General features: G+C 49.1%; 22 protein-coding genes. 18 read left to right on the top strand and 4 right to left on the bottom strand.

Features of this window, described 5'->3' with window-relative positions; translation table 11 throughout:
• Positions 1-22: 22 nt before the first annotated feature.
• Complete coding sequence (locus T497_RS0112240) at positions 23-1,153, bottom strand: cysteine desulfurase family protein (RefSeq protein WP_028515852.1); 1,131 nt, start codon at positions 1,151-1,153, stop codon at positions 23-25.
• A gap of 320 nt (positions 1,154-1,473) precedes the next feature.
• Between T497_RS0112240 and T497_RS16840 the strand changes: the two genes are divergently transcribed.
• Positions 1,474-4,002, top strand: a complete 2,529-nt coding sequence (locus T497_RS16840; protein ID WP_051530663.1) for a YfhO family protein — start codon at positions 1,474-1,476, stop codon at positions 4,000-4,002.
• Positions 4,002-4,538 carry an NUDIX domain-containing protein gene (locus T497_RS0112230; RefSeq protein ID WP_028515851.1) on the top strand — a complete coding sequence of 179 codons (537 nt, stop codon included), beginning with the start codon at positions 4,002-4,004 and terminating at the stop codon, positions 4,536-4,538. The genes T497_RS16840 and T497_RS0112230 overlap by 1 nt, the downstream gene beginning before the upstream one ends.
• Before the next feature lie 54 nt (positions 4,539-4,592).
• On the opposite strand, the gene spoVG is transcribed toward T497_RS0112230, so the two are convergent.
• Positions 4,593-4,898, bottom strand: coding sequence for a septation regulator SpoVG (gene spoVG / locus T497_RS0112225; RefSeq protein WP_028515850.1), 306 nt, complete (start codon positions 4,896-4,898; stop codon positions 4,593-4,595).
• A 285-nt stretch (positions 4,899-5,183) separates the two neighbouring features.
• Here spoVG and murC point away from each other — a divergent pair, with 285 nt between their 5' ends.
• The 16 genes from murC (at position 5,184) to T497_RS0112145 (ending at position 21,765) form a co-directional block, all read left to right on the top strand.
• Positions 5,184-6,602: a UDP-N-acetylmuramate--L-alanine ligase gene (murC, locus tag T497_RS0112220; protein ID WP_028515849.1), complete on the top strand. Its 1,419-nt coding sequence runs from the start codon at positions 5,184-5,186 to the stop codon at positions 6,600-6,602.
• A gap of 1 nt (position 6,603) precedes the next feature.
• Positions 6,604-7,185, top strand: a complete 582-nt coding sequence (lexA, locus tag T497_RS0112215; protein WP_028515848.1) for a transcriptional repressor LexA — start codon at positions 6,604-6,606, stop codon at positions 7,183-7,185.
• Between the two features lie 348 nt (positions 7,186-7,533).
• A complete protein-coding gene (locus tag T497_RS0112210; RefSeq protein WP_024862118.1) occupies positions 7,534-7,896 on the top strand; it encodes a cell division protein ZapA in 363 nt (120 codons plus the stop codon).
• Positions 7,896-9,926: a U32 family peptidase gene (locus tag T497_RS0112205; protein WP_037325055.1), complete on the top strand. Its 2,031-nt coding sequence runs from the start codon at positions 7,896-7,898 to the stop codon at positions 9,924-9,926. The genes T497_RS0112210 and T497_RS0112205 overlap by 1 nt, the downstream gene beginning before the upstream one ends.
• Positions 9,926-10,363, top strand: coding sequence for a dUTP diphosphatase (dut, locus tag T497_RS0112200; RefSeq protein WP_028515846.1), 438 nt, complete (start codon positions 9,926-9,928; stop codon positions 10,361-10,363). Before T497_RS0112205 ends, dut begins: the two co-directional genes overlap by 1 nt.
• A gap of 32 nt (positions 10,364-10,395) precedes the next feature.
• Positions 10,396-10,656 (top strand): DUF4321 domain-containing protein, encoded by a 261-nt coding sequence (locus T497_RS0112195; RefSeq protein ID WP_037325051.1) that lies wholly within the window; start codon positions 10,396-10,398, stop codon positions 10,654-10,656.
• A gap of 272 nt (positions 10,657-10,928) precedes the next feature.
• Positions 10,929-11,945, top strand: coding sequence for a rod shape-determining protein (locus T497_RS0112190; RefSeq protein ID WP_019678277.1), 1,017 nt, complete (start codon positions 10,929-10,931; stop codon positions 11,943-11,945).
• An 11-nt stretch (positions 11,946-11,956) separates the two neighbouring features.
• Positions 11,957-12,823, top strand: coding sequence for a rod shape-determining protein MreC (gene mreC / locus T497_RS0112185; protein ID WP_028515844.1), 867 nt, complete (start codon positions 11,957-11,959; stop codon positions 12,821-12,823).
• Positions 12,813-13,391: a rod shape-determining protein MreD gene (gene mreD / locus T497_RS0112180; protein ID WP_028515843.1), complete on the top strand. Its 579-nt coding sequence runs from the start codon at positions 12,813-12,815 to the stop codon at positions 13,389-13,391. Before mreC ends, mreD begins: the two co-directional genes overlap by 11 nt.
• Before the next feature lie 66 nt (positions 13,392-13,457).
• A complete protein-coding gene (locus tag T497_RS0112175) occupies positions 13,458-15,734 on the top strand; it encodes a penicillin-binding transpeptidase domain-containing protein (protein ID WP_028515842.1) in 2,277 nt (758 codons plus the stop codon).
• A 179-nt stretch (positions 15,735-15,913) separates the two neighbouring features.
• Positions 15,914-16,693, top strand: a complete 780-nt coding sequence (locus T497_RS0112170; protein ID WP_028515841.1) for a M23 family metallopeptidase — start codon at positions 15,914-15,916, stop codon at positions 16,691-16,693.
• A gap of 260 nt (positions 16,694-16,953) precedes the next feature.
• On the top strand, positions 16,954-17,343 hold the full coding sequence (locus tag T497_RS0112165) for a metal-dependent transcriptional regulator (protein WP_028515840.1): 390 nt from the start codon (positions 16,954-16,956) through the stop codon (positions 17,341-17,343).
• 20 nt (positions 17,344-17,363) lie between these two features.
• Positions 17,364-18,746 carry a hypothetical protein gene (locus T497_RS0112160; protein ID WP_028515839.1) on the top strand — a complete coding sequence of 461 codons (1,383 nt, stop codon included), beginning with the start codon at positions 17,364-17,366 and terminating at the stop codon, positions 18,744-18,746.
• Positions 18,743-20,083, top strand: a complete 1,341-nt coding sequence (gene murD, locus T497_RS0112155) for a UDP-N-acetylmuramoyl-L-alanine--D-glutamate ligase (protein WP_037325049.1) — start codon at positions 18,743-18,745, stop codon at positions 20,081-20,083. Before T497_RS0112160 ends, murD begins: the two co-directional genes overlap by 4 nt.
• A gap of 470 nt (positions 20,084-20,553) precedes the next feature.
• Positions 20,554-21,417, top strand: a complete 864-nt coding sequence (gene fba, locus T497_RS0112150) for a class II fructose-1,6-bisphosphate aldolase (RefSeq protein ID WP_028515837.1) — start codon at positions 20,554-20,556, stop codon at positions 21,415-21,417.
• 18 nt (positions 21,418-21,435) lie between these two features.
• Positions 21,436-21,765: a hypothetical protein gene (locus T497_RS0112145; protein ID WP_028515836.1), complete on the top strand. Its 330-nt coding sequence runs from the start codon at positions 21,436-21,438 to the stop codon at positions 21,763-21,765.
• 202 nt (positions 21,766-21,967) lie between these two features.
• Here T497_RS0112145 and T497_RS0112140 read toward each other — a convergent pair whose 3' ends face one another.
• Positions 21,968-22,522, bottom strand: coding sequence for a flavodoxin family protein (locus T497_RS0112140; protein WP_028515835.1), 555 nt, complete (start codon positions 22,520-22,522; stop codon positions 21,968-21,970).
• Between the two features lie 63 nt (positions 22,523-22,585).
• Positions 22,586-24,646, bottom strand: a complete 2,061-nt coding sequence (locus T497_RS0112135) for an Eco57I restriction-modification methylase domain-containing protein (protein ID WP_028515834.1) — start codon at positions 24,644-24,646, stop codon at positions 22,586-22,588.
• Positions 24,647-24,705 lie beyond the last annotated feature (59 nt).

Raw genomic sequence — 24,705 nt, 5'->3', positions numbered from 1 at the left:
ATACTATTATAATATAAATATATCAGCCTCTGATTTTTTCCATACCCTCGCGGAGAGCCTCACAGAACACATCAAGCTCCGCCTCTGTAGTTTCAGCGGTCATGCTTATGCGAAGCGCGCTGTCCGCACGTTTATCGCGTATGCCGAACTGTCCGAGAACTCCGCTCTGCTGTCCCTTTGAGCAAGCCGAGCCGCTGGACACGTATATCTCCTTGCTTTCAAGGAAGTGGAGCATTATCTCCGAGCGCTTTCCCACTGCCGAGATATTCACCACATAGGGAGAGCCGTCCTCGGGAGAGTTCACAACAACGCCCTCGATTCCGCTGAGCTTGTCAAGCAGGTACTTTTTCAGTCCGCCCACTTTTTCATAACGCTCAGTGATAGTGGGGACAAGCTTTTTCACAGCCGCTCCGAAAGCCGCTATCATGGGAACGTTCTCAGTACCCGAGCGTATGCCCTTTTCCTGCTTGCCGCCCGTAATAACGGGAAGTACACGGACTCCCTTTTTGATGTAAAGAGCTCCCACGCCCTTGCCGCCGTGTATCTTATGACCGCTGAGGGAGATAAGGTCGGCGCAGAGCGCACTTGCCTTTACAGGCAGCTTCATGTAAGCCTGCACACAGTCCGTATGTGTGATTATATGGGGATAACGGCGCTTCACCGCCGAAAATGTCTCCTTAACAGGGAGTATGTAGCCTGTTTCGTTGTTGACATACATCATGCTGATAAGGCAGGTGTCCTCGCCGCAGGCATTTACGAAGTCCGCCGCATAGAAGCGTCCGTCCTCACGGGGAGAAACGCGGACTATCTCAAAACCTTTTTTCTCAAGGTCAGCGGCAGTCTCCTCAACGGAGGCGTGCTCCACTGCGGAAATGACTATTTTCTTGGCTTTTCTTCCGTAAGCCGCAGAAGCTCCGCGGAGTGCAAGGTTGTTGCTCTCTGTAGCTCCCGAGGTGAAATATATACAGTCCTTGTCGGCGCCTATGCTGTCGGCAACGGCTTTTCTTGCGCCGTCCACGACGAGCTGAGCGTTGAGACCTGCCCTGTGGAGGGACGAGGGATTCCCGTAATTCTCAGTCATGGCTGACACCGCCGCCTCAACCGCTTCTGCGCATGGCTTTGTAGTCGCCGCATTATCAAGGTAAACTTCCATTTCATGTTCCTTTCGTCAGTTTATAGTAGCATTCTTTTAATTATAGCATACTTTATAAAATAAAGCAAGTTTTTCACACTATCAAACCGAGTTTGTTAGTTGAGAGTTGAGAGCTGAGAGTTGAAAGTTGCGGAGTCGCCTGCGGCGACATTATTTAAATAAGGTGAGCGGAGCGAACACATTAACTCTCAACTCTTCACTCTCCACTCTCAACTTTTAAAGCGTCGGCTCGCCGCGAAAATATATTCGATTTTTATTGCTTTTTTTATAACAATATGATATAATCAATATGTATATCTAATTTTACGGAGGAAAACACTGTGAAAAAGAGCTGCGGCAATATACGCTCTTACAAGGAAAAATACCTGTCTGCGTTCCTCATCGGCTTTGTCACATTGCTTCTGACTACTCTGCCCATGATTTTCACAGAGCGCGGATATTTCATATATTTCGGCGATTACAACGCCCAGCAGATACCATTCTACAGCCTTGCTAACGACGCTGTGCGCAGCGGCAGCTTCGGCTGGAACTGGTTCACCGATTTAGGCTCCGATTTCATGACGTCCTATTCGTTCTACCTTTTCGGAAGTCCCTTTTTCTGGCTCAGCACCATACTTCCGAGAGGACTGGTCATCTACTCAATGCCGTTCCTGCTGGCTATGAAGCACGGCTTCGCTTCGCTGACAGCATACATTTATATACGCCGATTCGTCCGCGGCAAGAACGCCGCTCTAACGGGAGCTCTGCTCTACGCCTTTTCGGGCTTTCAGGTGTATAACATCTTCTTCAATCATTTTCAGGACGTTACCGCATTCTTCCCTCTCATGCTCATTGCTATGGAGGAGAACATAAACTGCCGACGCAAAGGCGTTTTTGCGCTTTCCGTGGCGCTCATGGCTTGCGTGAACTACTACTTCTTCGCAGGTCAGGCGGTATTTCTGGTACTTTACTATCTGTTCCGAATGAGATGCAAGGATTTCCACACCTCATGGAAGCAGTTCTTCGGACTTGTTTTTGAAGCAGTCATCGGCTCCCTTATGGCGGCGTTTATACTGCTCCCGTCGGCTATGGCGCTCATGGGAAACTACAGGATAAGCGAACACGCCTACGGTGCGGACATGGTGGCATACTACGACAAAACTCTTGTCCCGAGGATAATCCAGACATTCTTTATGCCGTCGGATCCCCCTGCGTACCCGAATCTGCTCATTTCGGACTACGAAAAATGGGCTTCTATCGGCGGCTATCTGCCAATGTTCTCAATGGTGGGAGTTCTCTCCTTTATGCGAATGCACAAAAAGCACTGGGCGGCAAGGCTGCTCATCTGCTGCGGCATATTCGCACTTATCCCCGTTCTCAACAGTCTTTTCCAGGCGGCGAACTCATACTACTACGCCCGCTGGTTCTATATGCCGATACTTATCATGGCTATGATGACTGCCCATACCCTTGACGACGAGAACTGCGACTGCAAGTTCGGACTGCGCTTCTGTGCCGTCATGGTTGCAGCACTGGCAGTCATGGGAGCTTTCCCCGCAAAGCCTGAGGACGGCAAAAAGGCAAAGCTCTTCACAATGGCAGACGACGTGCTTTACTTCTACCTGACCATTGGTGTTGCGGTAGTTTTCCTCATATGCACATTCTTCATACTCCGCCGCAAGCAAAGCGGTACTCTCAGCACAAGATTCATGGTTGTAGTCACTGCTGCCGCCTCTGTTATCTGCATACTGACTACCTCCCTTTACGGAGCAAATACTATCGGCGATTCACGGGAGTATATAAGCTCCGCTATCGAGGGCGGCGACAATGTATACGAAAAGGTCACAGAGGACAATTTCTTCCGTATCGACATTTCCGAAAACTGCGACAACTATCCCATGATATGGGGACTGCCCTCAATGAGAGCCTTCCAGAGCGTTGTCTCAACCTCTATCATGGATTTCTACAGCTTCATCGGCATACAGCGCGATGTAGCCTCACGTGCGGAGCTGAGCAACTATCCTCTCCGCGGACTTTTCTCCGTTAAGTACTACTACAAGGAAAAGACCAAGGGGTGCAGCTATGAGGAGCTCCTGTCCGCAAGCATGAAAAGCTCAGCCGAGCCTGAGCCTTCGTCCAAAACTTCGGCTAACGCCGACGAGGACACCAGCAAAGTCATTATTCCCGACGAGCTGCCAAGCTTCAAGTATATCGGCGAGAACGAACACTTCGAGATATACGAGAACGAGCTATATATCCCCATGGGCTTCGGCTATGACAAGTTCGTCAGGAAGTCCGACGCCGACAACAAATCGAAGCTCCAGCGCCAGAACGTGCTTATGAAAGCTCTTGTGCTCAGCGACGAACAGGCGGAGAAATACAGCGATATCCTAACAGAATACGAAATGCCTGCTTCTTCGGCTCTGTCGCGGAATACGTACACTGTATTCTGCAAGGAAAAGCGTATGTGCTGCTCAAAGAGCTTCAGATTTGACTCTCACGGCTTTACCTCAGTCATCGACCTGAGCAAGCCTCAGCTGGTATTTTTCAGCGTTCCCTACAGCGAGGGCTGGACAGCAGAGGTAAACGGCGCTCCTGCCGATGTTGAGCGTGTTGACGAGGGCTTTATGGCTGTAAGAGCCGATACAGGAGAAAACACTATCGTTTTCCGCTACAAAACGCCATATCTCCGCACAGGTATCATAATAAGCCTTTGCTCGGCGGCTGTGCTTGTTATATACGTCCTCATATTCAGGCGCAAGCGCGGCGGACTCAGCAACATGAAGCATTACTACGACTACACATCATGTGAAAAGATACAGGCGGCGCAGCAATACTGCGACAGCCTATTCAAAAAGGAGAGAAAATAATGCATTTACAGGAAAAAACACTCACAAGCGACGTAAGATACGAAGGACCTATCTTCACTATAACTCACGACACCGCGGAGCTTGAAAACGGCAAGACCGCAGTCCGCGATGTTCTCCACCACCACGGCGGAGTATGCGTTATCCCCATAACCGAGAACAACGAGATCTTCCTCGTCAAGCAGTTCCGCTACCCATTCCAAACAGTAACAAGGGAAGTTCCCGCAGGCAAGCTTGAAAAAGGCGAGGACCACGCAGTATGCGGCAGGCGTGAGCTTCTTGAGGAAACAGGCTATACCTGCTCCGAGTACGTGTATCTGGGAGAAATGCTCCCAACTCCTGCCTACAACAGCGAGGTTACTTATATGTACCTTGCAAAGGGACTTACATTCAGCAGTCAGAACCTCGATCCAGACGAGTTCCTCGACGTTGAACGCATCCCCCTTGCAGAAGCCGTAAAGCAGGTAATGGACGGCACTATCCGCGACGGCAAGACTCAGGTGACTATCCTGAAAGCCGCACGTATCTTAGGGATATAACAGGGGTATAAAAAAAGACCTGCCTTTTCGGCAGGTCACGGTAAGTTTTCTGTTTTATTCCTCAGCCTCATCGGAATTGCTCTCTGCTTCCTCAGCTTCCATAACAGCAAGCTGTCTCTCATAAGCATCGAGGATAGTCTCCTCAAAGAGCTTTCTTGCAGAGGGTGAAATTGGGTGAACGATATCGCGGAAAACTCCGTTTTCGTCCTTGCGGCTGGGCATTGCCACGAAAAGTCTTTCGTCACCCTGTACGACCTTGATATCATGTACAGCCAGCATATCGTCGATAGTCAGGGATACTACCGCACGGAGCCTGCCCTCGGACATGATCTTTCTGATCTTTACATCTGTAATTTCCATAAGCTATTCTCCTTGTTTGTATTTTTATTTCTGTACAATAAAAATGTCGGCATTGAGCGTCAATAAAGTTTACTGTTATAACAGTAAACTCAAACAGTAAGTAAACCTATAAACTATTATAACTTGTTTTTCGTAAAAATGCAAGCTATTTTGCAAAATAAAGGCGAAAATATTATTATTATTTCGTGTATATGCGGTGAAAACTGCATATTCTATCCTCAGCGTTGATAATCGGCAGCTTTACGCTACCGTCAGTATATCATTTATCTAAGAAAGGTGATCATTTTGGATATCAATATCTTAAACGGCAAAAAGCACATTCACTTCATCGGCATAGGCGGCTCGGGTATGTACCCCCTCGCACAGATACTACACTCACAGGGCTACTACCTTACAGGCTCTGACAACAACGAGACAGAAACTCTCGACGCAGTAAGAAAAATGGGTATCCCCGTATTCATCGGTCAGAGAGCCGAGAACATCGAGGGCGCAGACCTTATCGTACACACCGCCGCTATCATGGCTGACAACCCCGAGCTTGTTGCCGCAAGAGCAAGCGGAGTCCCCGTGCTGGAACGTGCAGACCTCCTCGGTATCGTAACGAGCTGGTACAGCAACGCTATCTGCGTTTCTGGTACTCACGGCAAGACCTCCACAACATCGATGATCACGCAGATACTCTACACAGCAGGCGTTGACCTCTCCGCATATATCGGCGGAAAGCTCCCCTGCATAGGCGGAAGCGGAATTGCAGGCAAGAGCGATATCATGGTCTGCGAGTCCTGCGAATTCGAGGATCACTTCCTTAAATTCTTCCCCGATATATCCGTTATACTCAACATCGACGCCGATCACCTTGACTACTTCGGAACACTTGAAAATATCATCAAGTCCTTCCATAAATTCAACGAGAACACCTCAAAGTGCATTATCGTAAACGGCTCTGACGCCAACTCCATGAAGTCTCTGGAGGGTATAAGCGGCAAGGAGATAATCACCTTTGGCAAGGACAGCTCCTGCGACTATTATCCCGAGAACGTAAAGCACGAGAACGGGCTCCTCACCACCTACGACGCTATGTACAAGGGCGAAAAGCTGGGAACTGTAACTCTCCACGTTGCAGGAATACACAATGTCCTCAACTCCCTTGCAGCAGTTGCTGCCGCTCGCTATGTGGGCGTGGATTTCAAGTTCATACAGAAAGGTCTCGAGGACTTCCGCGGAGCTAAGCGCCGCTTTGAGAAGCTTGGCTTTGAAAAGGGCATAACCGTAGTTGACGACTACGCTCACCACCCAACTGAGCTTGAAGCTACTCTCAATGCGGCTATGGAGATGAACTTCAACCACGTATGGGCAGTTTTCCAGCCATTTACATTCTCCCGTACCAAACTCCTGCTGGACGACTTCGCAAGAGTATTACAGATACCCGACCACGCTGTTCTCACCGATATCATGGGCAGCCGTGAAAAGAACACCTACGGTATCTTCACACGCCACCTTGCAGAAAAGATACCGAACTGCATATGGTTCCCGCAGGACGAGTCCGCAGAGTGGACGGACGAGCGTAAGTATGCAAACTTCCAGCAGATATGCGACTATGTCTGCGAACACGCACAGGAGGGCGACCTCGTTATCACTCTCGGCTGCGGAGACGCCTACAAGATAGCAAAAATGATACTGAAAAAACTTTCGGAGGAGAAATAATATGCTGAAAGATAAGGAAATAGCGGTTTTCAACTATATAAAATCCCGTCTCAGCGACGGAATGTCCCCCTCTGTAAGAGAAATAATGGACGCTATGGGCTTCAAGTCCACGTCCACCGCACACCGCTACATAGAGACTCTCGTCCGCGAGGGACTCATTGAGAAAACAGGCAACCTCAACCGCACCCTGCGCCTGCCCAACAGCGGCACTACCTCTGTTCCCGTTATGGGCACAGTTACCGCTGGTCAGCCTATCACAGCCGTTGAGGACATCACAGGCTATATCGGATTTGAAGCTCCCGGTGTTGATCCGCAGGAGCTCTTTGCCCTGAAAATACGCGGCGAGAGCATGATAGACGCAGGTATCCTCGACGGGGATATAGTCATCGTAAAGCGCGTGAACTACGCTGAAAACGGCGATATCGTAGTTGCATTCATCGACCATGAGGAAGCTACCGTAAAGCGCTTCTTCAAGGAAAAGGGACACTACCGCCTACAGCCCGAGAATCCAACTATGGAACCCATTATCGTGGACGAAGTAGAAGTTCTCGGCAAGGTAATCGGCTTGAAGCGCTACTATTGAGCAGCGTGACGCTGCACCCTTGCCAAGTTGTCGCTCGTAAACTCGCTTACTTTTATCATAAACGATAATCGTACATCGCTTACAGCACATATGAACGGGATTCCAAAGGGACTTTGTTCCTTTGGCGGAGTCCAGAGGCAGTAGGGGCTGATGCCCACATCAGCCCGTAATTTATTAGCGGGGCGATGTAGGCATCGCTCCCTACACACTACTTTCTACTCACTACTCACTAATTACTAACAACTAAGCACTAAAAATAAATATTTTTCAAAAAAACACTTCCCTTTTTGCGAAAAATAGTGTATAATGTAAGTTGGTTCAAAATATACCACAGAAAGGACGATGCAAATGCTTAATGAAGTAAAAGTTATCATCTGCGGTAAGGAGTACAAAATAAAGACCGCAGAAGCTCCTAACTACGTTTTTGCTCTCGCAAGAGCACTTGAAACCAAGATAAACGAGATCACCGCAGCAAGCGGCTCTTCGCCGTATGCTGCTTCAATAATGGTGTCGCTGGCTCTCCTCGACGACCTCAACAAGGCTAACCAGCGCCTTGACAATATCCGCGACCAGACTAAGGAGTACGTTGACGAGGCTGGCAGAACACGTATCGAGCGCGACGCTGCACAGAAGGAGATAGAGGTACTCAAGTCCAAGATAATCCAGCTTGAGAATATGGTCAAGCTCAAGCAGCTCAGCGACAGCATTTAATGAAGCCTACCGAGATACTGGCTCCTGCAGGCAGCATGGAGACTCTCCGTGCGGCTCTGAGAGCAGGCGCAAATGCCGTATATATCGGCGGAAAGCGCTTCTCGGCGCGAAGCAGCGCCACAAACTTCTCACTTGACGAGATAGAGGAGGCTGCAAGGCTGTGCCACAAATACGGCGCAAAGCTGGACTTAGCCGTGAATACGGTCATTTCCGACGGCGAAGCTGCTGATTTCTGCGAATATATAAAGGCTGCCGCAAAATGCGGAGTTGACGCCTTTATCGTACAGGACTGGGGCTGTGCGGCTCTGATACGCCGCTGTGTTCCCGACGCGGTGCTCCACTGCTCTACTCAGATGTCGGTGCATACAGCCGCAGGCGCGGCAATGCTCAAAAAGCTGGGCTATGCAAGAGTTGTTCCTGCCAGAGAGCTTGACAGGAATACTATTTCCCGTATCTGCGATTTAGGCATAGAGACTGAGATATTCGTTCACGGAGCTCTGTGTATGTCCGTTTCGGGACAGTGCTATATGTCGGCGATGATAGGTTCGCGCTCCGCTAACCGCGGCGGCTGCGGACAAGCTTGCAGACTGCCCTTTTCCGCTGTCGGAAACAGGGACAAGGCTGCACTTTCGCTGAAAGACCTGTCGCTTCTCCCCTATGCCCGTGAGCTTGCGGACATGGGCGTGGACTCATTCAAGATAGAGGGACGCATGAAGCGCCCCGAGTATGTGGCTTCCGCAGTACATGAGCTGAAAGCGGCTCTTGACGGAGAAGCTCCCGATATGAAGCTCCTGCGCGGCGTATTCTCCCGCGGCGGCTTCACAGACGGCTATTTTACAGGCAAACGGCAGGATATGTTCGGAGTCCGCGAAAAGGACGACGTTATCTCCGCCCATGAGCTTATCCCCAAGATACACGAGCTCTACCGCTTCGAGGGCAAGGCTTATACAGCCGATTTCCACGCTGTCATAAAAGAGGGACAGCCCGTGGTGATAACTGCTGTATGCGGCGATGTTTCGGCTTCTGCACAGGGAGATGTCCCCGAAAAGGCGCTGAATCGCCCTACTGACTGTGATACTCTAACGAAACAGCTCTCAAAGCTGGGCGACACGGTATTCAGCTTCGGTAAGCTTACTGCCGATATTGACGAGGGACTTATAGTCCCCGCAGGCAAGCTCAACGAGCTGCGCAGGACTGTCACTGAAAAGCTGACAGAGCTTATCATAGAAAAGAATACTCCAAAATATACTATTTCCGATTTCAAGCCATTTCTGACGGCTATAGCTCCCTCTGAAAGGACTAAACTGCCGTTAAGGACATACTGCCGCACACCAGAGCAGGTATCGGCAGCGGCTGAGCTGTCGGAGTACGTAATAGTTCCCGAGAACATCATCAGCGAGGAAATGCTCGGCGGCGTGGATAGTTGCAAGATAATCGCTGCTCCGCCCCGTTTCATAACCGACGAGGACGTGCTCAGGAAAAGACTCGAACAGCTGAAGGCTATGGGCATAGACAGGCTCTACTGCCACACTCCCGACTGTATAGCTATGGGAAAGGAGCTTGGCTTTAAGCTCCATGGCAGCTTTACTCTGAATGCGTTCAACTCCTATAGCGTGAAAATACTGAGTATCCTCGGACTTGAGGACTGCGTATTCTCAGTGGAGGCTACTCTGGAGCAGATAGCGGATATCGTCCCGAATATGCCGCTGGGAGCTGTAGTCTACGGCAGGCTCCCCCTTATGCTGACGAGAAACTGTCCCATAAAAAATGAAGTGGGCTGCGGTAAATGCACAAAAAAGCTCATTGACCGCACAGGCAGGGAGCTCCCCGTAGTCTGTACAAGGGATTACGCCGAGGTGCTCAATGCGGACAGGCTATGCATGACGGACAGACTTGACGAAATACGCAATATATCCTTCGGCGTGGTCTATCTCTCGGACGAGACCGCCGAGGAGGTGCGCTCCGCGCTCAGCGGACGCAAGCCGCAGGGAAACATCACCCGCGGACTTTACTACAGAGGTATACAATAATGAAACTTACCTTTAAAAAGCTTGATCCGAGGGCGGTCATCCCCTCTCGGGCTACAAGCGGCAGCGCAGGTCTTGACCTTTGCGCCTGCCTTGACGCTCCCGTGACTATCGAAGCAGGAGAGATAAAAATGATCCCCCTCGGTATCACTGCCGAGCCTGACCGTGAGGACATCGCGCTGCTCATCTATCCGCGCTCGGGACTTTCGTCGAAATACGGCGTCTCCCTTGCAAACTGCGTGGGCGTGGTGGACAGCGACTACCGCGGAGCATGGTTCGTGCCCCTGATAAATCACGGCAAGGAGCCATTTACCGTTGAGCACGGTATGCGTATAGCTCAGCTTATCCCTACAAGTATCTTAATGCCCGAGATCGAGGTCAGCGACCAACTCTCTGAAACAGAGCGCGGTGCAGGCGGCTTCGGTTCGTCAGGCATTTGAAATATGAATAACAAAAGATTGGAGATATTATTATGAAAAAGACACTCTACTTTTTGCTTCTTCTCATCTGCGCCTGCGTTCTCGGCGGAGTTCTCGGCAATGTAGCCTCAGGCTCTTTCGCATGGCTGGGCTATTCCAGAAGCTTTGCTCTGAACCTTGACAAGTTCATCGACACCGATATCCTTGTGCTTACATTCGGTATCTCAATGAGCATAAGCGTTGCACAGGTAATTTTCATCGCTATAGCTATCTATGCTTACATAAAGACTGCTCCTAAGGTGATCTCAGGTTAATAACCGCTGTTTATCGTCCTTTTCGACAGTTTTTTATCACCTTGCCGCGTCTAAGTTACCGTATTACACTAAAAACGCGGATATGGGAAATTTCTTGTGATTTTTTCTTGTACATATTTCCCGATAGTGATATAATTATCTTATGTGCCCTTGCAGATACGCATACCAAAGCTCTGCTCCCTGCGTATCGGGCAGTTATATCACATAAACTGTGATATAACTCACTTTGAATGTAATTTATAGAAATATAGCAAAATTTAAGGAGCTGCAAAATGTTTACTAAAGATATTGGCATTGACCTCGGTACTGCTAATACCCTTGTATATATGAGGGGAAAGGGTATAATAATAAGAGAGCCCTCAGTAGTTGCCGTAAATACCAGAACGGATAAATGCCGCTACGTCGGTAAGGAAGCCAAGGACGTCATCGGACGCACCCCAGGCTCTATCGTTGCCGTAAGACCGCTTAAAGACGGCGTTATCGCCGATTTTGACATTGCCACCACCATGCTTCAGGAATTTATAAGAAAGGCTCTCAAGGGCACTTTCTTCACAAAGGCAAATGTCATCATATGTATCCCCTCGGGCGTTACTGCCGTTGAGAGACGTGCTGTCCGCGAATCCTGCAAAAAAGCAGGCGCCAACAACGTCCTCATCATCGAGGAGCCTATGGCTGCCGCTATCGGCGCAGGTCTCCCCACCAACGAGCCCGCAGGCAGCATGATAGTTGATATCGGCGGCGGCACCAGTGAGGTTGCCGTTATATCTATGGGCGGTATCGTTGCTTCACGTTCAGTCAGATGTGCAGGCGATGAGTTCGACGCGGCTATCATCAACTATATCAAGAAGAAGTACAACCTCCTCATCGGCGAGCGTACTGCCGAGAATATCAAGCTTGATATCGGCTCTGCTTTCCCAAGCGAAAAGGAGGAATCTCAGGAGATAAAGGGAAGAAATCTTCTCAACGGTCTCCCCGAGAATATAACCGTTACCTCTGCGGAGATACGCGACGCTCTCGTTGAGCCCCTTTCAAGAGTCATCGACGCAATAAAGTCAACTCTTGAGGAAACTCCCCCTGAGCTTTCCGCAGACATCATCGACCACGGCATCACCCTTGCAGGCGGCGGCGCTCTGCTCCGCGGTCTTGACAAGCTCATAAACCGCGAGACAGGTATGCCTGTGTATATCGCGGAGTACCCGCTGGACTGCGTTGCCGAGGGTACTGGCAAGATACTGGAAAATATCAGCGATTATCAGGACGCTCTCACTGAAAACGTCAAGTACTATTAAGGAGAAGCTCCATGCGTGATTTTTTGAAAAGCACCAGATTCAAGGTCATGGTCGGTTTTCTCGCCTTTCTTGTGGGCATGATGGTTTATGCCGTCACAAGAGGCGGCTATTCCGTTTCGGGAGCTTCCTTCATCAACACAGTGACCAAGCCGTTCCGCGCAGCTTCAAACAGCATAAGCCGTAAAATGGAGCACACCGTGGATAAGCTCACCAACGCGGATAAGTATATCGAGGAAAACGAAAGGCTCAAAAAGCAGATAGGCGAGCTCAATGCTCAGCTCACCGAATACGACGCTATAAAGGCAGAAGTCGAGGAGCTCCGCAAGTTCGTTTCCATAAAAGAGGAGCATGAGGACTATATGCTTTCTCAGCCCTGCAAGGTGCTGGGCTATGTGACCAACGATCCCTTCAAGTCCTTTACTATCGACAAGGGCTCGGCAGACGGTATCCTCGTAAACTGCCCCGTTGTAACCTCAGAGGGACTTGTGGGTATCACCGTTGAAGTGTCAAAGCACGTTTCCACTGTAAGAACCATACTCTCCCCTGACCTTTCCGTAGCCGCTGTGGCTTCATCTTCCAATGCCGACCAGGGCATTATCGAGGGCAATGTGCTCTCCTCCGAAAACGGTCAGACCAAGCTTATTCACGTTCCCAAGAAGAACAAGCTCAAGCGCGGCGACCTTATGATAACCGCAGGAAACAGCGGTCTCTTCCCAAAGGATTACCCCATAGGCACTATCTTAGAGATAGGCTTCGACTCCAACGGGCTTTCCGTTTGTGCCGATATACAGCCATGTGTGGACGTAAACCGTCTTACCTCTGTCATCGTTATAACCGATTTCAGCGGCAAGAAGGAGGACGAAGAGAATGAAGATTAGAACTACCCGTGAGCAGCATATCCTGCGCTTCAAGACCACTCTGCGCTGGGTACTGTACTACCTGCTCATTTTCGTAAGCTTCATCATCATGACCTCGGGCACTCTTTACAAGCCCATGATACTTGTTCCCCTCAGTATCGGCATTGCCATAAACAACAATATGTACGGCTCAGCCGTTACGGGAGCTGTATGCGGCTTTCTTACCGATATCTGCTGCGGCAAGCTTTTCGGCTACAACGCCGTTGTGCTCACTTTCTTCTGTATATTGGCAAATCTGCTCTTTGAGCTCTATCTCAAGGACCGTTTCATAAACTACATGATAATCACCACCGTGGTATCATACATACAGTGCTGGCTGGACTATAAATTCTACTACCAGATATGGGAGTACGAAAACGTGGGACGTATCTTCGTTAAGGTCTCGCTGAGAGTCTGGATATACACTGTAATATCGGCGGTCTTTGTGTATCTTGTGCTGAAACTCGTGAACCGCTTCCTCATGCCGAGGGAACACCTCACTATCGAAGAAGCGATAAATACCAATATTCAGTCAGAAAACAGAAGATAATATCCGAGACCGCACCCTAAAAGTGCGGTCATAATCATACGGGAGACCGTAAAGGAGGCAGACTTTTTGAAAGGATTTGCAGAAAACCTGAAATCTATCATAATCATACTGCTGGTAGTGCTCCTTGCTCTGCTGAGCTCGCTGAGACTTATGAAGATACAGGTAGTCGGCGATAAGGATATAGGCACTCCCCAGCTCTATGAGCCTGGTACTCTCACATACAAAAAGGGTATCAAGGCTACCCGCGGAGAGATAATCGACTACGACGGAAATGTCATAGTCACCAACGATTCACGCACAGACCTTGTGCTTCAAATGGCGTTCTTCCCTACTGACCTGCAGGAGGGCAACAAGGCTCTTCTCGGTATCTACAGAGAGCTTGAAAAGCACGGCTACAAGTTCAAGGAAAGCATACCCGTATCCTTTACAAAGCCATATATATTCATGTCAAGTGACACCGAGGAGCTCATTTCCGACCTTAACCTCAACGTGTACGCTACTGCTGAAAACTGCATAGACAAACTTATCTCCGACTATGAGATAGACGAGAAGTACACTGACGAGGAAAAACGTATCATCGCAGGTATGCGCTATCAGATGATAGACAAGGACTTCTCATACAGCAACGACCTGCTCCTTGCAGAGGGAGTTGACGAGCAGACCGTCATCGACATGAAGGAGCTGGGCAACTTCTACCGCGGCATCGAGGCTGTTGACGCCTCCGAAAGAAAGATAGTCCGCGGCGATATACTCCCCCATGAGATAGGCACGGTAGGTCCTATCTACGCCGAGGAGTACGACGAGTTGAAATCCAAGGGCTACAGCTACAACGATATCCTCGGAAAGAGCGGTATCGAAGCCGCTATGGAGACTCCCCTCCGCGGCATAAACGGCGAGGAGCAGATAGCCGTCAAGGACGGCGTTGTCCGCGATGTAAAAACTATAACCGAGGCTACCTCGGGCGAAACTGTTAAGCTCACAGTAAACGGCGCTTACCAGATAAAGCTCCAGAATATACTGGATAACTTCCTTAACAACACATTCCCTGCAATAAATCCGAATCCAAGCGTGCTGAAAGGTAACTGCGGCGCTATTTGCGTTCTTGACGCAAAGACAGGCGCTGTAAAGGGCATGGCTACAGCTCCCACATACAACCTCAAGGACTATGTTGAAAACTACGAGTACTTCCTCGAAGCAAAGGATACTCCCCTTGTGAACCGTTGCAGCTACGGCCTTTACAGACCGGGTTCAACATTCAAGACCATTACCGCTACGGCAGGTCTAAACGAGGGTGTTGTAACAGGCGGTACTCCGCTGGTCTGCAACATGGGCTATGACTTCTACGGCACACATTACTCCTGTACGGGACTTCACGGCAATATCACCGTAAGACGCGCTATCGAGGTATCATGTAACTCCTATTTCTACGAGCTTTCCCGTATGCTGGGTATCGACAAGATAACCGAATACGCCAAGATGTACGGTCTGGGCTCTCATACAGGCATTGAAACAGGCGACGCAGAGGGCTATCTCTGTAACCCCGAGACTTTCAAGGAGCACGGTCAGGAATGGTACGTCGGATACGTTATACAGGCAGGTATCGGTAACCAGGACTGCGGTATGTCTCCTCTGCAAATGGCTGTAGTTGCCAATACTATCGGCAACCGCGGCGTGAGATACCAGCCATACCTCGTTGACAGCTATTACAGCTACGGCTCGGGAAATCTTATCAAAAAGACCGAACCCGTTATCGCAAACAAGATAGAGATAAAGACTCCCGACCTTTACGATTATATCGTAGGCGGTATGATAGACGCTTCACACAGTATGCCTGCGAGATATTCTATCAGCGATTTAGGCTTCGATGTGGCTATCAAAACAGGTACTCCTCAGACAGGACGAAACCTCAACGAGCAGAACTCATTCTTCATAGGATTTGCTCCCGCAAATAACCCCGAGATTGCATTTGCAGGCGTTATCGAAAGCGGTGAGTACGCAAAATATATGATAAGAGACCTTATCCTCGCTTATCAGGAGTGCTACGGACTGAACGGCGTAAAGCCCACCAAGCAGAAGCTCCCCGAGGAATGGCGTCCAGTGCTTACCACAACCTCTACAACAACTACCACTACAACCACTACTACAGTTACTACCGTAACTATGGCAGAGGACGTGACTGCGGCATATACCGAGCCCCAGACCGAGGCTCCATATGAGCAGCCGTGGACTCCTCCGACAGAACCGTGGACAGCTCCCGTAACCATACCTACAGAGCCTGCAACTCCGCCCTTTGATCCAAATGCATATGCTACAGAGGGACATCAGGAGCCTATGACAAACTGACAAAAAGCCGATGTGATTATCACATCGGCTTTTTTATTTGTAGGGGCGCCCTTTGGGCGCCCTCAAGCAGCAATATAATTTAACGGGTGGCGGAACGCCGCTCCTACGCTAAAAACTAATCACTGAAAAAAATGTATATTTTCCGTATGACTGTCAATAATATGGTCGGAGGTGTTAGTGTGAAGAAAAACGAACTGACCGACAAGCATTACGGAAAAGGCTCAAAGGGCTTCTATGCTGCCCTCGGCATAAGCGCCGTCATGGTAGCTGCCGCCTGCCTTTTCGCTCATAAGCAGGGCGACGCGATACCCGATATCAAGCCCTCTGCAAACAAAACTCCCATAGTGGCGGAAACTCCCGTGGGAAAGCGCGTGACCGACATACCAAAGGCTACTTCCCCTGCCTACAGCATAACCTCGGCAATTGTAACTGCTCCGCCAGTTAAGGAGACTATCCCTGCCGCAGAGATAACTGTTGACGCACCCTTTGAAGTAGCGGAAAGCTTTCTTGACCACGGACAGCCTGCGGCGGCAATTCCCAAGGGAATGGACAACGCCTGTGCTCCCCTGAATGATATCACTAATGTTATAGAGCCTTTCAGCGGCGGTGAACTTGTGAAAAACGCCACAACAGGCACATGGCAGACTCACAACGGCGCTGATATCGCGGCAGAGGTCGGCACTGACGTCATGGCTGTTGAAAAGGGCGAGATATCCTCTGTAACCAACGATCCCCTGTGGGGCGTGACTGTAGTCCTTGACCACAAGAACGGCTTCATCACCAAATACTGCGGTCTCGGAGCCGACCTCGCCGTACAGCAGGGGGATACCGTAGAACGCGGAGCTGTCATCGGAGCCGTAGGCGAAACTGCGGATATAGAAAGCGCAGAAGCTCCTCATCTTCATATAGAAATGACGCATAACGGAGCCTTCGTCGATCCTATGACTGTTTTCAAATGATATATCCTGACAACACTTCCCAGTAACTGCGGAAGTGTTTTTTTCGTTAAAGAAAAATTAACCTTAGTTTTCAGCCGCGATCGTTGCTATTTTCTAAAAAATATGATATAAGCGGCAAGCCGCCGCAGCCTTTTTCGCGTTAAAGAAAAAATTAACCGTAGTTTTTAGCCGCGATTGTTGCTATTTTCTAAAAAATATGATATAATATAGTATATATCTTTTTTTCGACGATCCTAATTTTTTTGTAAAGGAGACTTAAAATGGCTATTACAGAAGCAGTTGAAAATTACCTCGAAACTATACTTATCCTCTCACAGAAGCAGCCCGACGTTCATGCGATAGATATCTGCTCATATCTGGGCTATTCACGCCCTACTGTATCTATCATACTTAAAAAGATGAAGGACGAGGGACTTGTTACTGTTGACGATGACAACCATATAAGACTTACCGACGCAGGCAGACACGTTGCCGAGCGTATCTACGACAGACATAACGTTCTCACCGAGCTTTTCATTCTTCTCGGCGTAAGCCGCGATGTCGCTTCCGAGGACGCCTGCAAGGTGGAGCACGACATTTCCGACGAGACCTTCGCTATGCTAAAATCGCATTACAGAAAGCTCCTTGAAAAATCAGACAAAAATAAATAAGTCAGCTACGGAGAGAACTAATGGGCAAATATGAAGAATTCAGGGAAAAATATCCCTCTTTTGTATATAAGGCGTATCATGTCAATGAGACAAAAAACACTGTGGAGATAGGCTACGAGTTTTCCATTACAGGTCTGGCTGAATTCAGACCGAGCTGGAGCTTCCGCAAGCCTGAGAACTTCTCGGTAAAGGGCGACCTCACCTTTGAGAGACTTGCCTTTTCACTGGGTATGGCTGAGGCTGTAAGCTACTGGAAGGCTACCTGCTCGCCTGAGTTCTACGCAGAATGCGGCGAGCTCAACGAGGAGCAGAAGCTCTGGTGGAAGAAGCTGTGGTTCATGGGACTGGGCGAGCTGTTCTTCGTAAACGGCATATCCGCCGATCCTGACAGCTTCGTAAATATCATAGCTACGGGAAAATATGACAGCTCCCTCACAGAAACAGCCCGTGAGCCAAGAGGCTGTCTTGTGCCTATAGGCGGCGGAAAGGACTCCGCTCTTACGCTGGAGACTCTGGTGAAGTCGGGCATGAAATGCCTGTGCTACTCCATAAACAAGCGCCGCTCTATCACAGAGACAGTCAGAAAAGCAGGTCTCGATGACGAAGCTCTCATCATATCTCAGCGCCACTTTGACCGCTCACTGGTAGACCTCAACAATCAGGGCTTTATCAACGGTCATACGCCTTTTTCGGCTATAGTTGCATTTTCCGCAGAGATAACTGCTTATCTCAACGAGCTGAAATACATCGTTCTCTCAAACGAGTCCAGCGCCAACGAGAGCACTGTTGTGGGACAGGACGTAAATCATCAGTACTCCAAGAGCTTCGAGTTTGAGCAGGACTTCCATAACTATGAGGAAAAGTACCTCCGCACGGGACAGTACTATTTCAGTTTCCTGCGTCCTCTTGCGGAATTCCAGATAGCAAAGATGTTCGTATCTCACCGCAAGTACCTCCCTGTTTTCAGAAGCTGTAATCTGGGCAGCAAGGTATCTCCCGATATCTGGTGCGGCGAGTGTCCCAAGTGCCTGTTCGTGTGCCTGATACTCTCCCCATTTCTCACTATGGAGGAGCTGATAAAGGTTTTCGGAAAGGATATGCTGAATGACAGCAATATGCTGGAATATTTCATCGAGCTCATAGGACAGTCCGAGCACAAGCCCTTTGAGTGCGTGGGCAGTATCGACGAGGTGAATCTGGCTGTATCCCTTGCTATACGCAAGCTTGAAGCAAACGGCGAGGAGCTTCCTCTGCTTTTCAAGGAATACAAGGACCGCGGACTTTACTGTCCCGAGACAATAGATTACCTCAATGTGGAATGCTGCGGCTCGTTCAACGAGCAGAATCTGCTCCCTGAGGAATTCAAGACCATACTCAGAAAAGAAATGGAGAACCTTTTATGACATCATTCGGCGAATATATCAAGAACTACACTGAAAACAAGACCGTCTGCATACTTGGCTTCGGAAGAGAGGGCAAGTCCACATATAAAATGCTGGAGAAGTACTGCTCGCCAAAGGCTGTAGCCATTGCAGACCTCAATGATATCGACCGCAAAGCCAACAATATCCCCGAAAATGTGGAGCTTATCTGCGGACAGGGATATCAGGACTGCCTTGACCGCTTCGATATGGTGTTCAAGAGCCCGGGAATCGTACTGGAAAAGCCTGTTTCTCAGCTGAAATGCAAGATAACCTGCGAAACTCAGGTTTTCTTTGAGTGCTTCCGCGAGCAGATAATCGGCATAACAGGCACCAAGGGCAAAAGCACAGTCACCTCTCTCATTTACCATGTGCTGAAGGAGAGCGGTCTGGACTGCCATATCGCAGGAAATATCGGTATCCCCGTTTTCGACATCGCCGAGGATATGAGAGAGGAAACTATCGTGGTCTGCGAGCTCTCCTGCCACCAGCTGGAATATATGACAGTTTCGCCGAAATATGCTGTTTTCCTCAACCTCTACGAGGAGCACCTCGACCACTACGGCACTATGGAGAACTACTACAACGCAAAAAAGAATATCTATCTCCACCAGCAGGAGAACGACGTTCTGCTCATAAATTCCGATATTGCGCCGACTGAGCCTATTTCATGGAACACCTACACTGTTTCCGATACGGACTGCGACGCCGATGTTTACGTTAAAAACGGCATGGTACACTGCGTTGAGCCATACGTTATCCCAACCGATAAGATAAAGCTCCTCGGCGTCCACAATCATTACAACATCGCTGTGGCTTACTATATGACCACACTGTTCATACGCGAGGAGGACTTCACAAAGGCTCTCTGCACGTTCTCTCCACTGGCTCACAGGCTTGAATACGTGGACACTGTCCGCGGTATACGCTGGTATGACGATTCTATCTCAACCGCTTGTGCTACGGCAATTTCAGCTATGCAGAGCGTTCCGAATGCAGGTACTATCCTTATCGGCGGCATGGACAGAGGTATCGACTACGCTCCACTTGTGGACTTCCTTGCGGAATTCGATATCCGCGTGATTTGCATGGAGACCTCGGGCAGGCGCGTTTACGATATGATACTCGCCCGTGACGACTTCAAGAACAAGGAGCGCGTTCACTACGCTGAGCACCTTGATGAAGCTGTAAAGCTGGCTGCGGAGATAACTCCAGATGGCATGAGCTGTGTAATGTCCCCTGCGGCGGCAAGCTACGGTATCTTCAAAAACTTCGAGGAGCGCGGCGACGCTTTCAAAGCGCTTGTTTCTGCTTTGTAGGGAACGCCGCCCTCGGCGTTCCGCAAAATACGATTTGTAGAGTCGGATATCATCCGCCCTTTGTTGTTAGAAAGAAAAAGATTCCATCTTTCAATATTTCCAACTATTACACATTAACCCGTTAAAGACTATTGATTTAGCAGTACATGGAAAGGCGGAAACATGAAATGTGTAGGGGAGCCCGCCCTCGGGCTCCCGACTATGATTATAAGTATATTACGGGAGGGCGAGGGCGCCCTCCCCTACAAATGTGTCACTTATCATTTCATTGTAACCCGTGGGACGTCGAGGACGCCGTCCCCTACAAGGCTTAGATAACTAATCACTATGTACTGACCACTAAAAACTTGCTGAATAGGCTTTTATTGCTAAATTTTATTGAAACTCTTGCAATTCACAGCAAGCTATGATATAATATTAACGATGGGGCCTTATGCCCCGTAAATGAATTCTCAGGAGGAATTATTTTTATGTTAACTTCAGCTACAGAAATGCTCCAGAAAGCAAGAGCAGGCAAATACGCAGTAGGTCAGTTCAATATCAACAACCTTGAGTGGACTAAGGCTATACTCCTTACAGCTCAGGAGTGCAATTCTCCTGTTATCCTCGGTGTTTCTGAGGGCGCAGGCAAGTATATGTGCGGTTTCGAGACTGTTGCAGCTATGGTTGCTGCTATGGACAAGTCTCTCGGTATCACAGTTCCTGTTGCACTTCACCTCGACCACGGCTCATATGAGGCTTGCTACAAGTGCATCAAGGCTGGTTTCACATCTATCATGTTCGACGGTTCACACTTCCCTATCGACGAGAACGTTGCTAAGACAACTGAGCTCGTAAACGCTGCTCACAATCTCGGTCTTTCTATCGAGGCTGAGGTAGGCGCTATCGGCGGTGAAGAGGACGGCGTTATCGGCAAGGGCGAGTGTGCTGATCCTGCTGAGTGCAAGCAGATCGCTGATCTCGGCGTTGACTTCCTCGCAGCTGGTATCGGTAATATCCACGGTGTATATCCTGCAAACTGGGAAGGTCTCAGCTTTGAGACTCTCGAGGCTATCAACAAGACTGTTGGCGAGATGCCTCTCGTTCTCCACGGCGGTACAGGTATCCCTGACGACATGATCACGAAGGCTATCTCTCTCGGCGTTGCTAAGATCAACGTAAATACTGAGTGCCAGCTCGTATTTGCTGAGGCTACAAGAGGCTATGTTGAGGCTGGTAAGGACAAGCAGGGCAAGGGCTTCGACCCAAGAAAGCTTCTCGCACCAGGCTTTGAGGCTATCAAGGCAAAGGTCAAGGAGAAGATGGAGCTCTTCGGAAGCGTAAACAAGGCTTAATTACAAGGGGAAATCACTATGGCATGGGGTAAATTTGAGCAGAATTATGTTTACAACTATGACATAAACGCTTGTCTCGACGCTGTTATGCGTACAGGCGCTCAGCGTAAGCTGAAAGTCAAAGCCGCAGACAGAAATGCCTACAAGGTAGTATTCAGCACAGGTATGTCGCTGACTACATGGGGCGAAAAGGTACACGTAGCACTGGGAGTTCTCCCTGACGGCAAAACGGGTATCAATATTGCAAGCGTTTCAAATCTTGGCACAGAAATTACTGCGAAGTCAAGAAACGAGAAAAATGTTCGTGAATTTATAAATACCCTGAATACATTTCTTCCCCCAAGATAAAAAATTGCCCGAGGCAAAGCAAAACGGTCATAAAGAAGCAATTCTTTATGACCGTTTTTTTAATAATAAAGAAAAGAGAATAAATAATAAATAGGAATTTAAGGTTCGCCTATCGGCGATAGCATTTAAATAAGTACGCGAAGCGTACACATTTTCTATTCTTTATTCTTTCTTATTTAAGAATTCGTGATAATATGATTTATCACGAATTCGCATAATTCCTCGGGCTTTTTATTTTGTCACAGAAGTCCTCAAGCTCTGAAATATGTGGCTCGAGGGCTTCTTTATATTCAATCGAACACAGACCGAGACTGCCGCAGCATTCTATTTCAAGATGTCCGTAGAAATGCTCGATAGTGCCGATGATACGCTGACATTCCCCAATGCTGGGACCTGTGCGCAACGCTATTGCGTAGCCCTTTTTGCTGCCGCTCAGACTGGCATGAGGCTCATGAGTATTGCACCACGGAGTGCACCTGTCGATAAAAGCTTTGAACTGCCCGGGGATATCCGCCCAATATGATGGCGAAACACAGACGATAACGTCAGCAGTCTCGAACTCCGCCATAATTCGGTCAATATCGTCGCTTTGAACACATCGGGCAGTAGCATGACAACTTCGACAGCCTTTGCAGAATCCGAAATCATAGTCGTCAATACATATGGACTTCGCAGAAAGACGCTCCGAAACGATACGTACTATCTCGGCAGTCGCGCCGTTTTTGACGGGACAGCAATTAATGACAAGTGCATTCATATCAATTCCTCCAATGTAAATAATAAGCCTAATTATAGCATAATTAAGGCTGCCTGTCAAGCTCTAAATCAGAGGATGACGGCGGAAATCATATGAGGTCTCGAAGCTGTCCCAGTCCTCGCGGCAGATGTTTATGTTTTCGCTTATCAGTTCCTCATATTCCGCGGTATCATGCGGAAATTCGGGTATCGGTAGCCGTGCAAGGTCTCCGGGGTTCATGTTCATGGTCGGGTTGAGAACTCGCGCAAATTCCGCCGCCGCCTTGCTGTTCAGCAGTCCGAGAAGCAGAATAAGCTGCCGCTCATCATGCGGAAAAGCGCTTGTGCCTGCCACGTTGAACATGAAGTTTTCGTTGAAATATCGCACAGAAAGTGCTCCGCTGGTTATCTGTGACCAGCTTACAGACGGGCGGAAATTGTAGGCGAGCCCCTGCGGACGGGAGCGGAGCTTTCCATTTTCGTCACGGAAATCCTTTATTTCCTCACCGTCGTTTTCCCAGTTGATGACGAATTCGCGGTTTCCATACCATTTTCGGTAGTCTCCGCCCTTATTCAGCAGGTACCATTTCTTATTCTGACTGCCCGTAAATGCAGTTTTTTCAGCTGACACTTCAAACCACCGCCGCAAGAATCGGTCATTATCTCCTGTTATTACTCCCTCACGTACAGGAACAAGTTCTCCGAGAGTAACATTATCAAAAGCTTGAAACATAGCCTTTCCCAGCCAGTATGCAACAGGTGCGGACGGGATATGAAGAAAGTCCTCGGCTGAGGCTTCAAAGCGGTAAGAACACTTTTCAACTTTCAAAGCCTCCTTAACTTTTTGAAGCTGGCAGTCCATACCTCCCTTAAAATCGGTAAGTCTCAGGTAGATACCATTCTCGCTGCTGTATCCCTGCTGCATGGTAAAGGAGCACAATGGAACTGTAGCGTCCTCAAAGGCGGAATACTCAAAATGTATCATTGTTTGCAGCGAACATTCACTATAGATACGTCGGCGGAGCTTTTCATAGGATTGAAGAAAAAGCCACGTAGTCGGCGTAAGAAAGCCAAGATAGCCGCTTTCTTCAATTATGTCCATACATCGAGCTATGAACACAGAAAACAGGTCGGCACTGTAATCCGCAAAGTGCTCCTGCACAAACTCCGATAATTCGGCATTCATGGCAGGCTTTCCGAGATACGGTGGATTCGTTACAATAATGGTGTATTTTTTCTTTAAAAGCTGGGCGATTCTTGCTGCTTTAGCTGAACTGCTGTCCAGTTCATCGCCGCTCAGAAGTGAACCTGCCGTGTCGCTTATTCCCGAAAAATCGTAAACCTGCGGCTTTGCAAAAGCGCCGTATTTTGCGGCTTTGAGCCGCAGGGCTGTCTCTGCCACTGCGCAGGCTCGTTCATCAAGCTCCAGACCGTAAAGGTTATGACGGAGTATTTTTTCAGCCGCAATATCGTCCGAATATCCGAGACTGCGGTAGAGCTCCATGAACATATCAAAGGCGCAGAGAAGCACATTTCCGCTGCCCATACAGGGGTCGATAAATGTAATATCCTCCGGCTCGGATTTGCCTTTATCCGCCTTAATATCCGTAAATTCGAGCTCTCCCCTATTAACATCAAAGCCGTGCTCGCGGAGATATCTTCCGAGGGTGTTCTGCACCATGTACCTCACCACCCACTCGGGTGTAAAAAGCTGTGTTGCCGCCGCAATTTTGTCCGAACTCAGTCTCTTGCTGCGCTTCAAGCCCACTGATATCTCGCTCCTGTAAGGCTCGTTGAAGTACTGGTGGAATTTGCCCAAAATATCGGGCTCGTCCCATATCTCCCGCGGCAGCTCTCGGAGCGCCCCTACTGTTCCGCCGACTGCTAAAAGCGTCGGCGGAACGGGCAGCTCGCTGTAAAGGCTGAAAATGCCGCCATATCTATCTGCGAGCTGCCTGCACTTTTCTACGAAAAGTGCGCAGGGGCGCTCCGAGGGCGCAGAACAGAGCTCGTCCAGAGCAGTTCTGTCCGCATAAGCCATTGCGCAAAGGCGCATAAAGCCGAAATAGGCAGTCGGCTCATCGCTATCCGCGAGCAGCAGCTGGCGCTGCTTGGCAGCGAATTTTTTCAGCATAGAATTGTCCATATTTCCCCTCACAATCTCTAAAGGCGGACATAAAGTCCGCCTTTGTAGATATTAAGTCC

It is taken from the genome of Ruminococcus flavefaciens MA2007 (genome assembly GCF_000621845.1).
Classification (GTDB): Bacteria; Bacillota; Clostridia; order Oscillospirales; family Ruminococcaceae; genus Ruminococcus; species Ruminococcus flavefaciens_E.
This window is presented reverse-complemented; position numbering and strand designations above follow the sequence as displayed.

Coding starts and splice junctions, on each gene's coding strand:
- T497_RS0112240 (WP_028515852.1), bottom strand. CDS start 1,153: ATGGAAGTTTACCTTGATAATGCGGCGACTACAAAGCCATGCGCAGAA.
- T497_RS0112230 (WP_028515851.1), top strand. CDS start 4,002: ATGCATTTACAGGAAAAAACACTCACAAGCGACGTAAGATACGAAGGA.
- spoVG (WP_028515850.1), bottom strand. CDS start 4,898: ATGGAAATTACAGATGTAAAGATCAGAAAGATCATGTCCGAGGGCAGG.
- lexA (WP_028515848.1), top strand. CDS start 6,604: ATGCTGAAAGATAAGGAAATAGCGGTTTTCAACTATATAAAATCCCGT.
- T497_RS0112210 (WP_024862118.1), top strand. CDS start 7,534: ATGCTTAATGAAGTAAAAGTTATCATCTGCGGTAAGGAGTACAAAATA.
- T497_RS0112205 (WP_037325055.1), top strand. CDS start 7,896: ATGAAGCCTACCGAGATACTGGCTCCTGCAGGCAGCATGGAGACTCTC.
- dut (WP_028515846.1), top strand. CDS start 9,926: ATGAAACTTACCTTTAAAAAGCTTGATCCGAGGGCGGTCATCCCCTCT.
- T497_RS0112195 (WP_037325051.1), top strand. CDS start 10,396: ATGAAAAAGACACTCTACTTTTTGCTTCTTCTCATCTGCGCCTGCGTT.
- T497_RS0112190 (WP_019678277.1), top strand. CDS start 10,929: ATGTTTACTAAAGATATTGGCATTGACCTCGGTACTGCTAATACCCTT.
- mreC (WP_028515844.1), top strand. CDS start 11,957: ATGCGTGATTTTTTGAAAAGCACCAGATTCAAGGTCATGGTCGGTTTT.
- mreD (WP_028515843.1), top strand. CDS start 12,813: ATGAAGATTAGAACTACCCGTGAGCAGCATATCCTGCGCTTCAAGACC.
- T497_RS0112165 (WP_028515840.1), top strand. CDS start 16,954: ATGGCTATTACAGAAGCAGTTGAAAATTACCTCGAAACTATACTTATC.
- T497_RS0112160 (WP_028515839.1), top strand. CDS start 17,364: ATGGGCAAATATGAAGAATTCAGGGAAAAATATCCCTCTTTTGTATAT.
- murD (WP_037325049.1), top strand. CDS start 18,743: ATGACATCATTCGGCGAATATATCAAGAACTACACTGAAAACAAGACC.
- fba (WP_028515837.1), top strand. CDS start 20,554: ATGTTAACTTCAGCTACAGAAATGCTCCAGAAAGCAAGAGCAGGCAAA.
- T497_RS0112145 (WP_028515836.1), top strand. CDS start 21,436: ATGGCATGGGGTAAATTTGAGCAGAATTATGTTTACAACTATGACATA.
- T497_RS0112140 (WP_028515835.1), bottom strand. CDS start 22,522: ATGAATGCACTTGTCATTAATTGCTGTCCCGTCAAAAACGGCGCGACT.
- T497_RS0112135 (WP_028515834.1), bottom strand. CDS start 24,646: ATGGACAATTCTATGCTGAAAAAATTCGCTGCCAAGCAGCGCCAGCTG.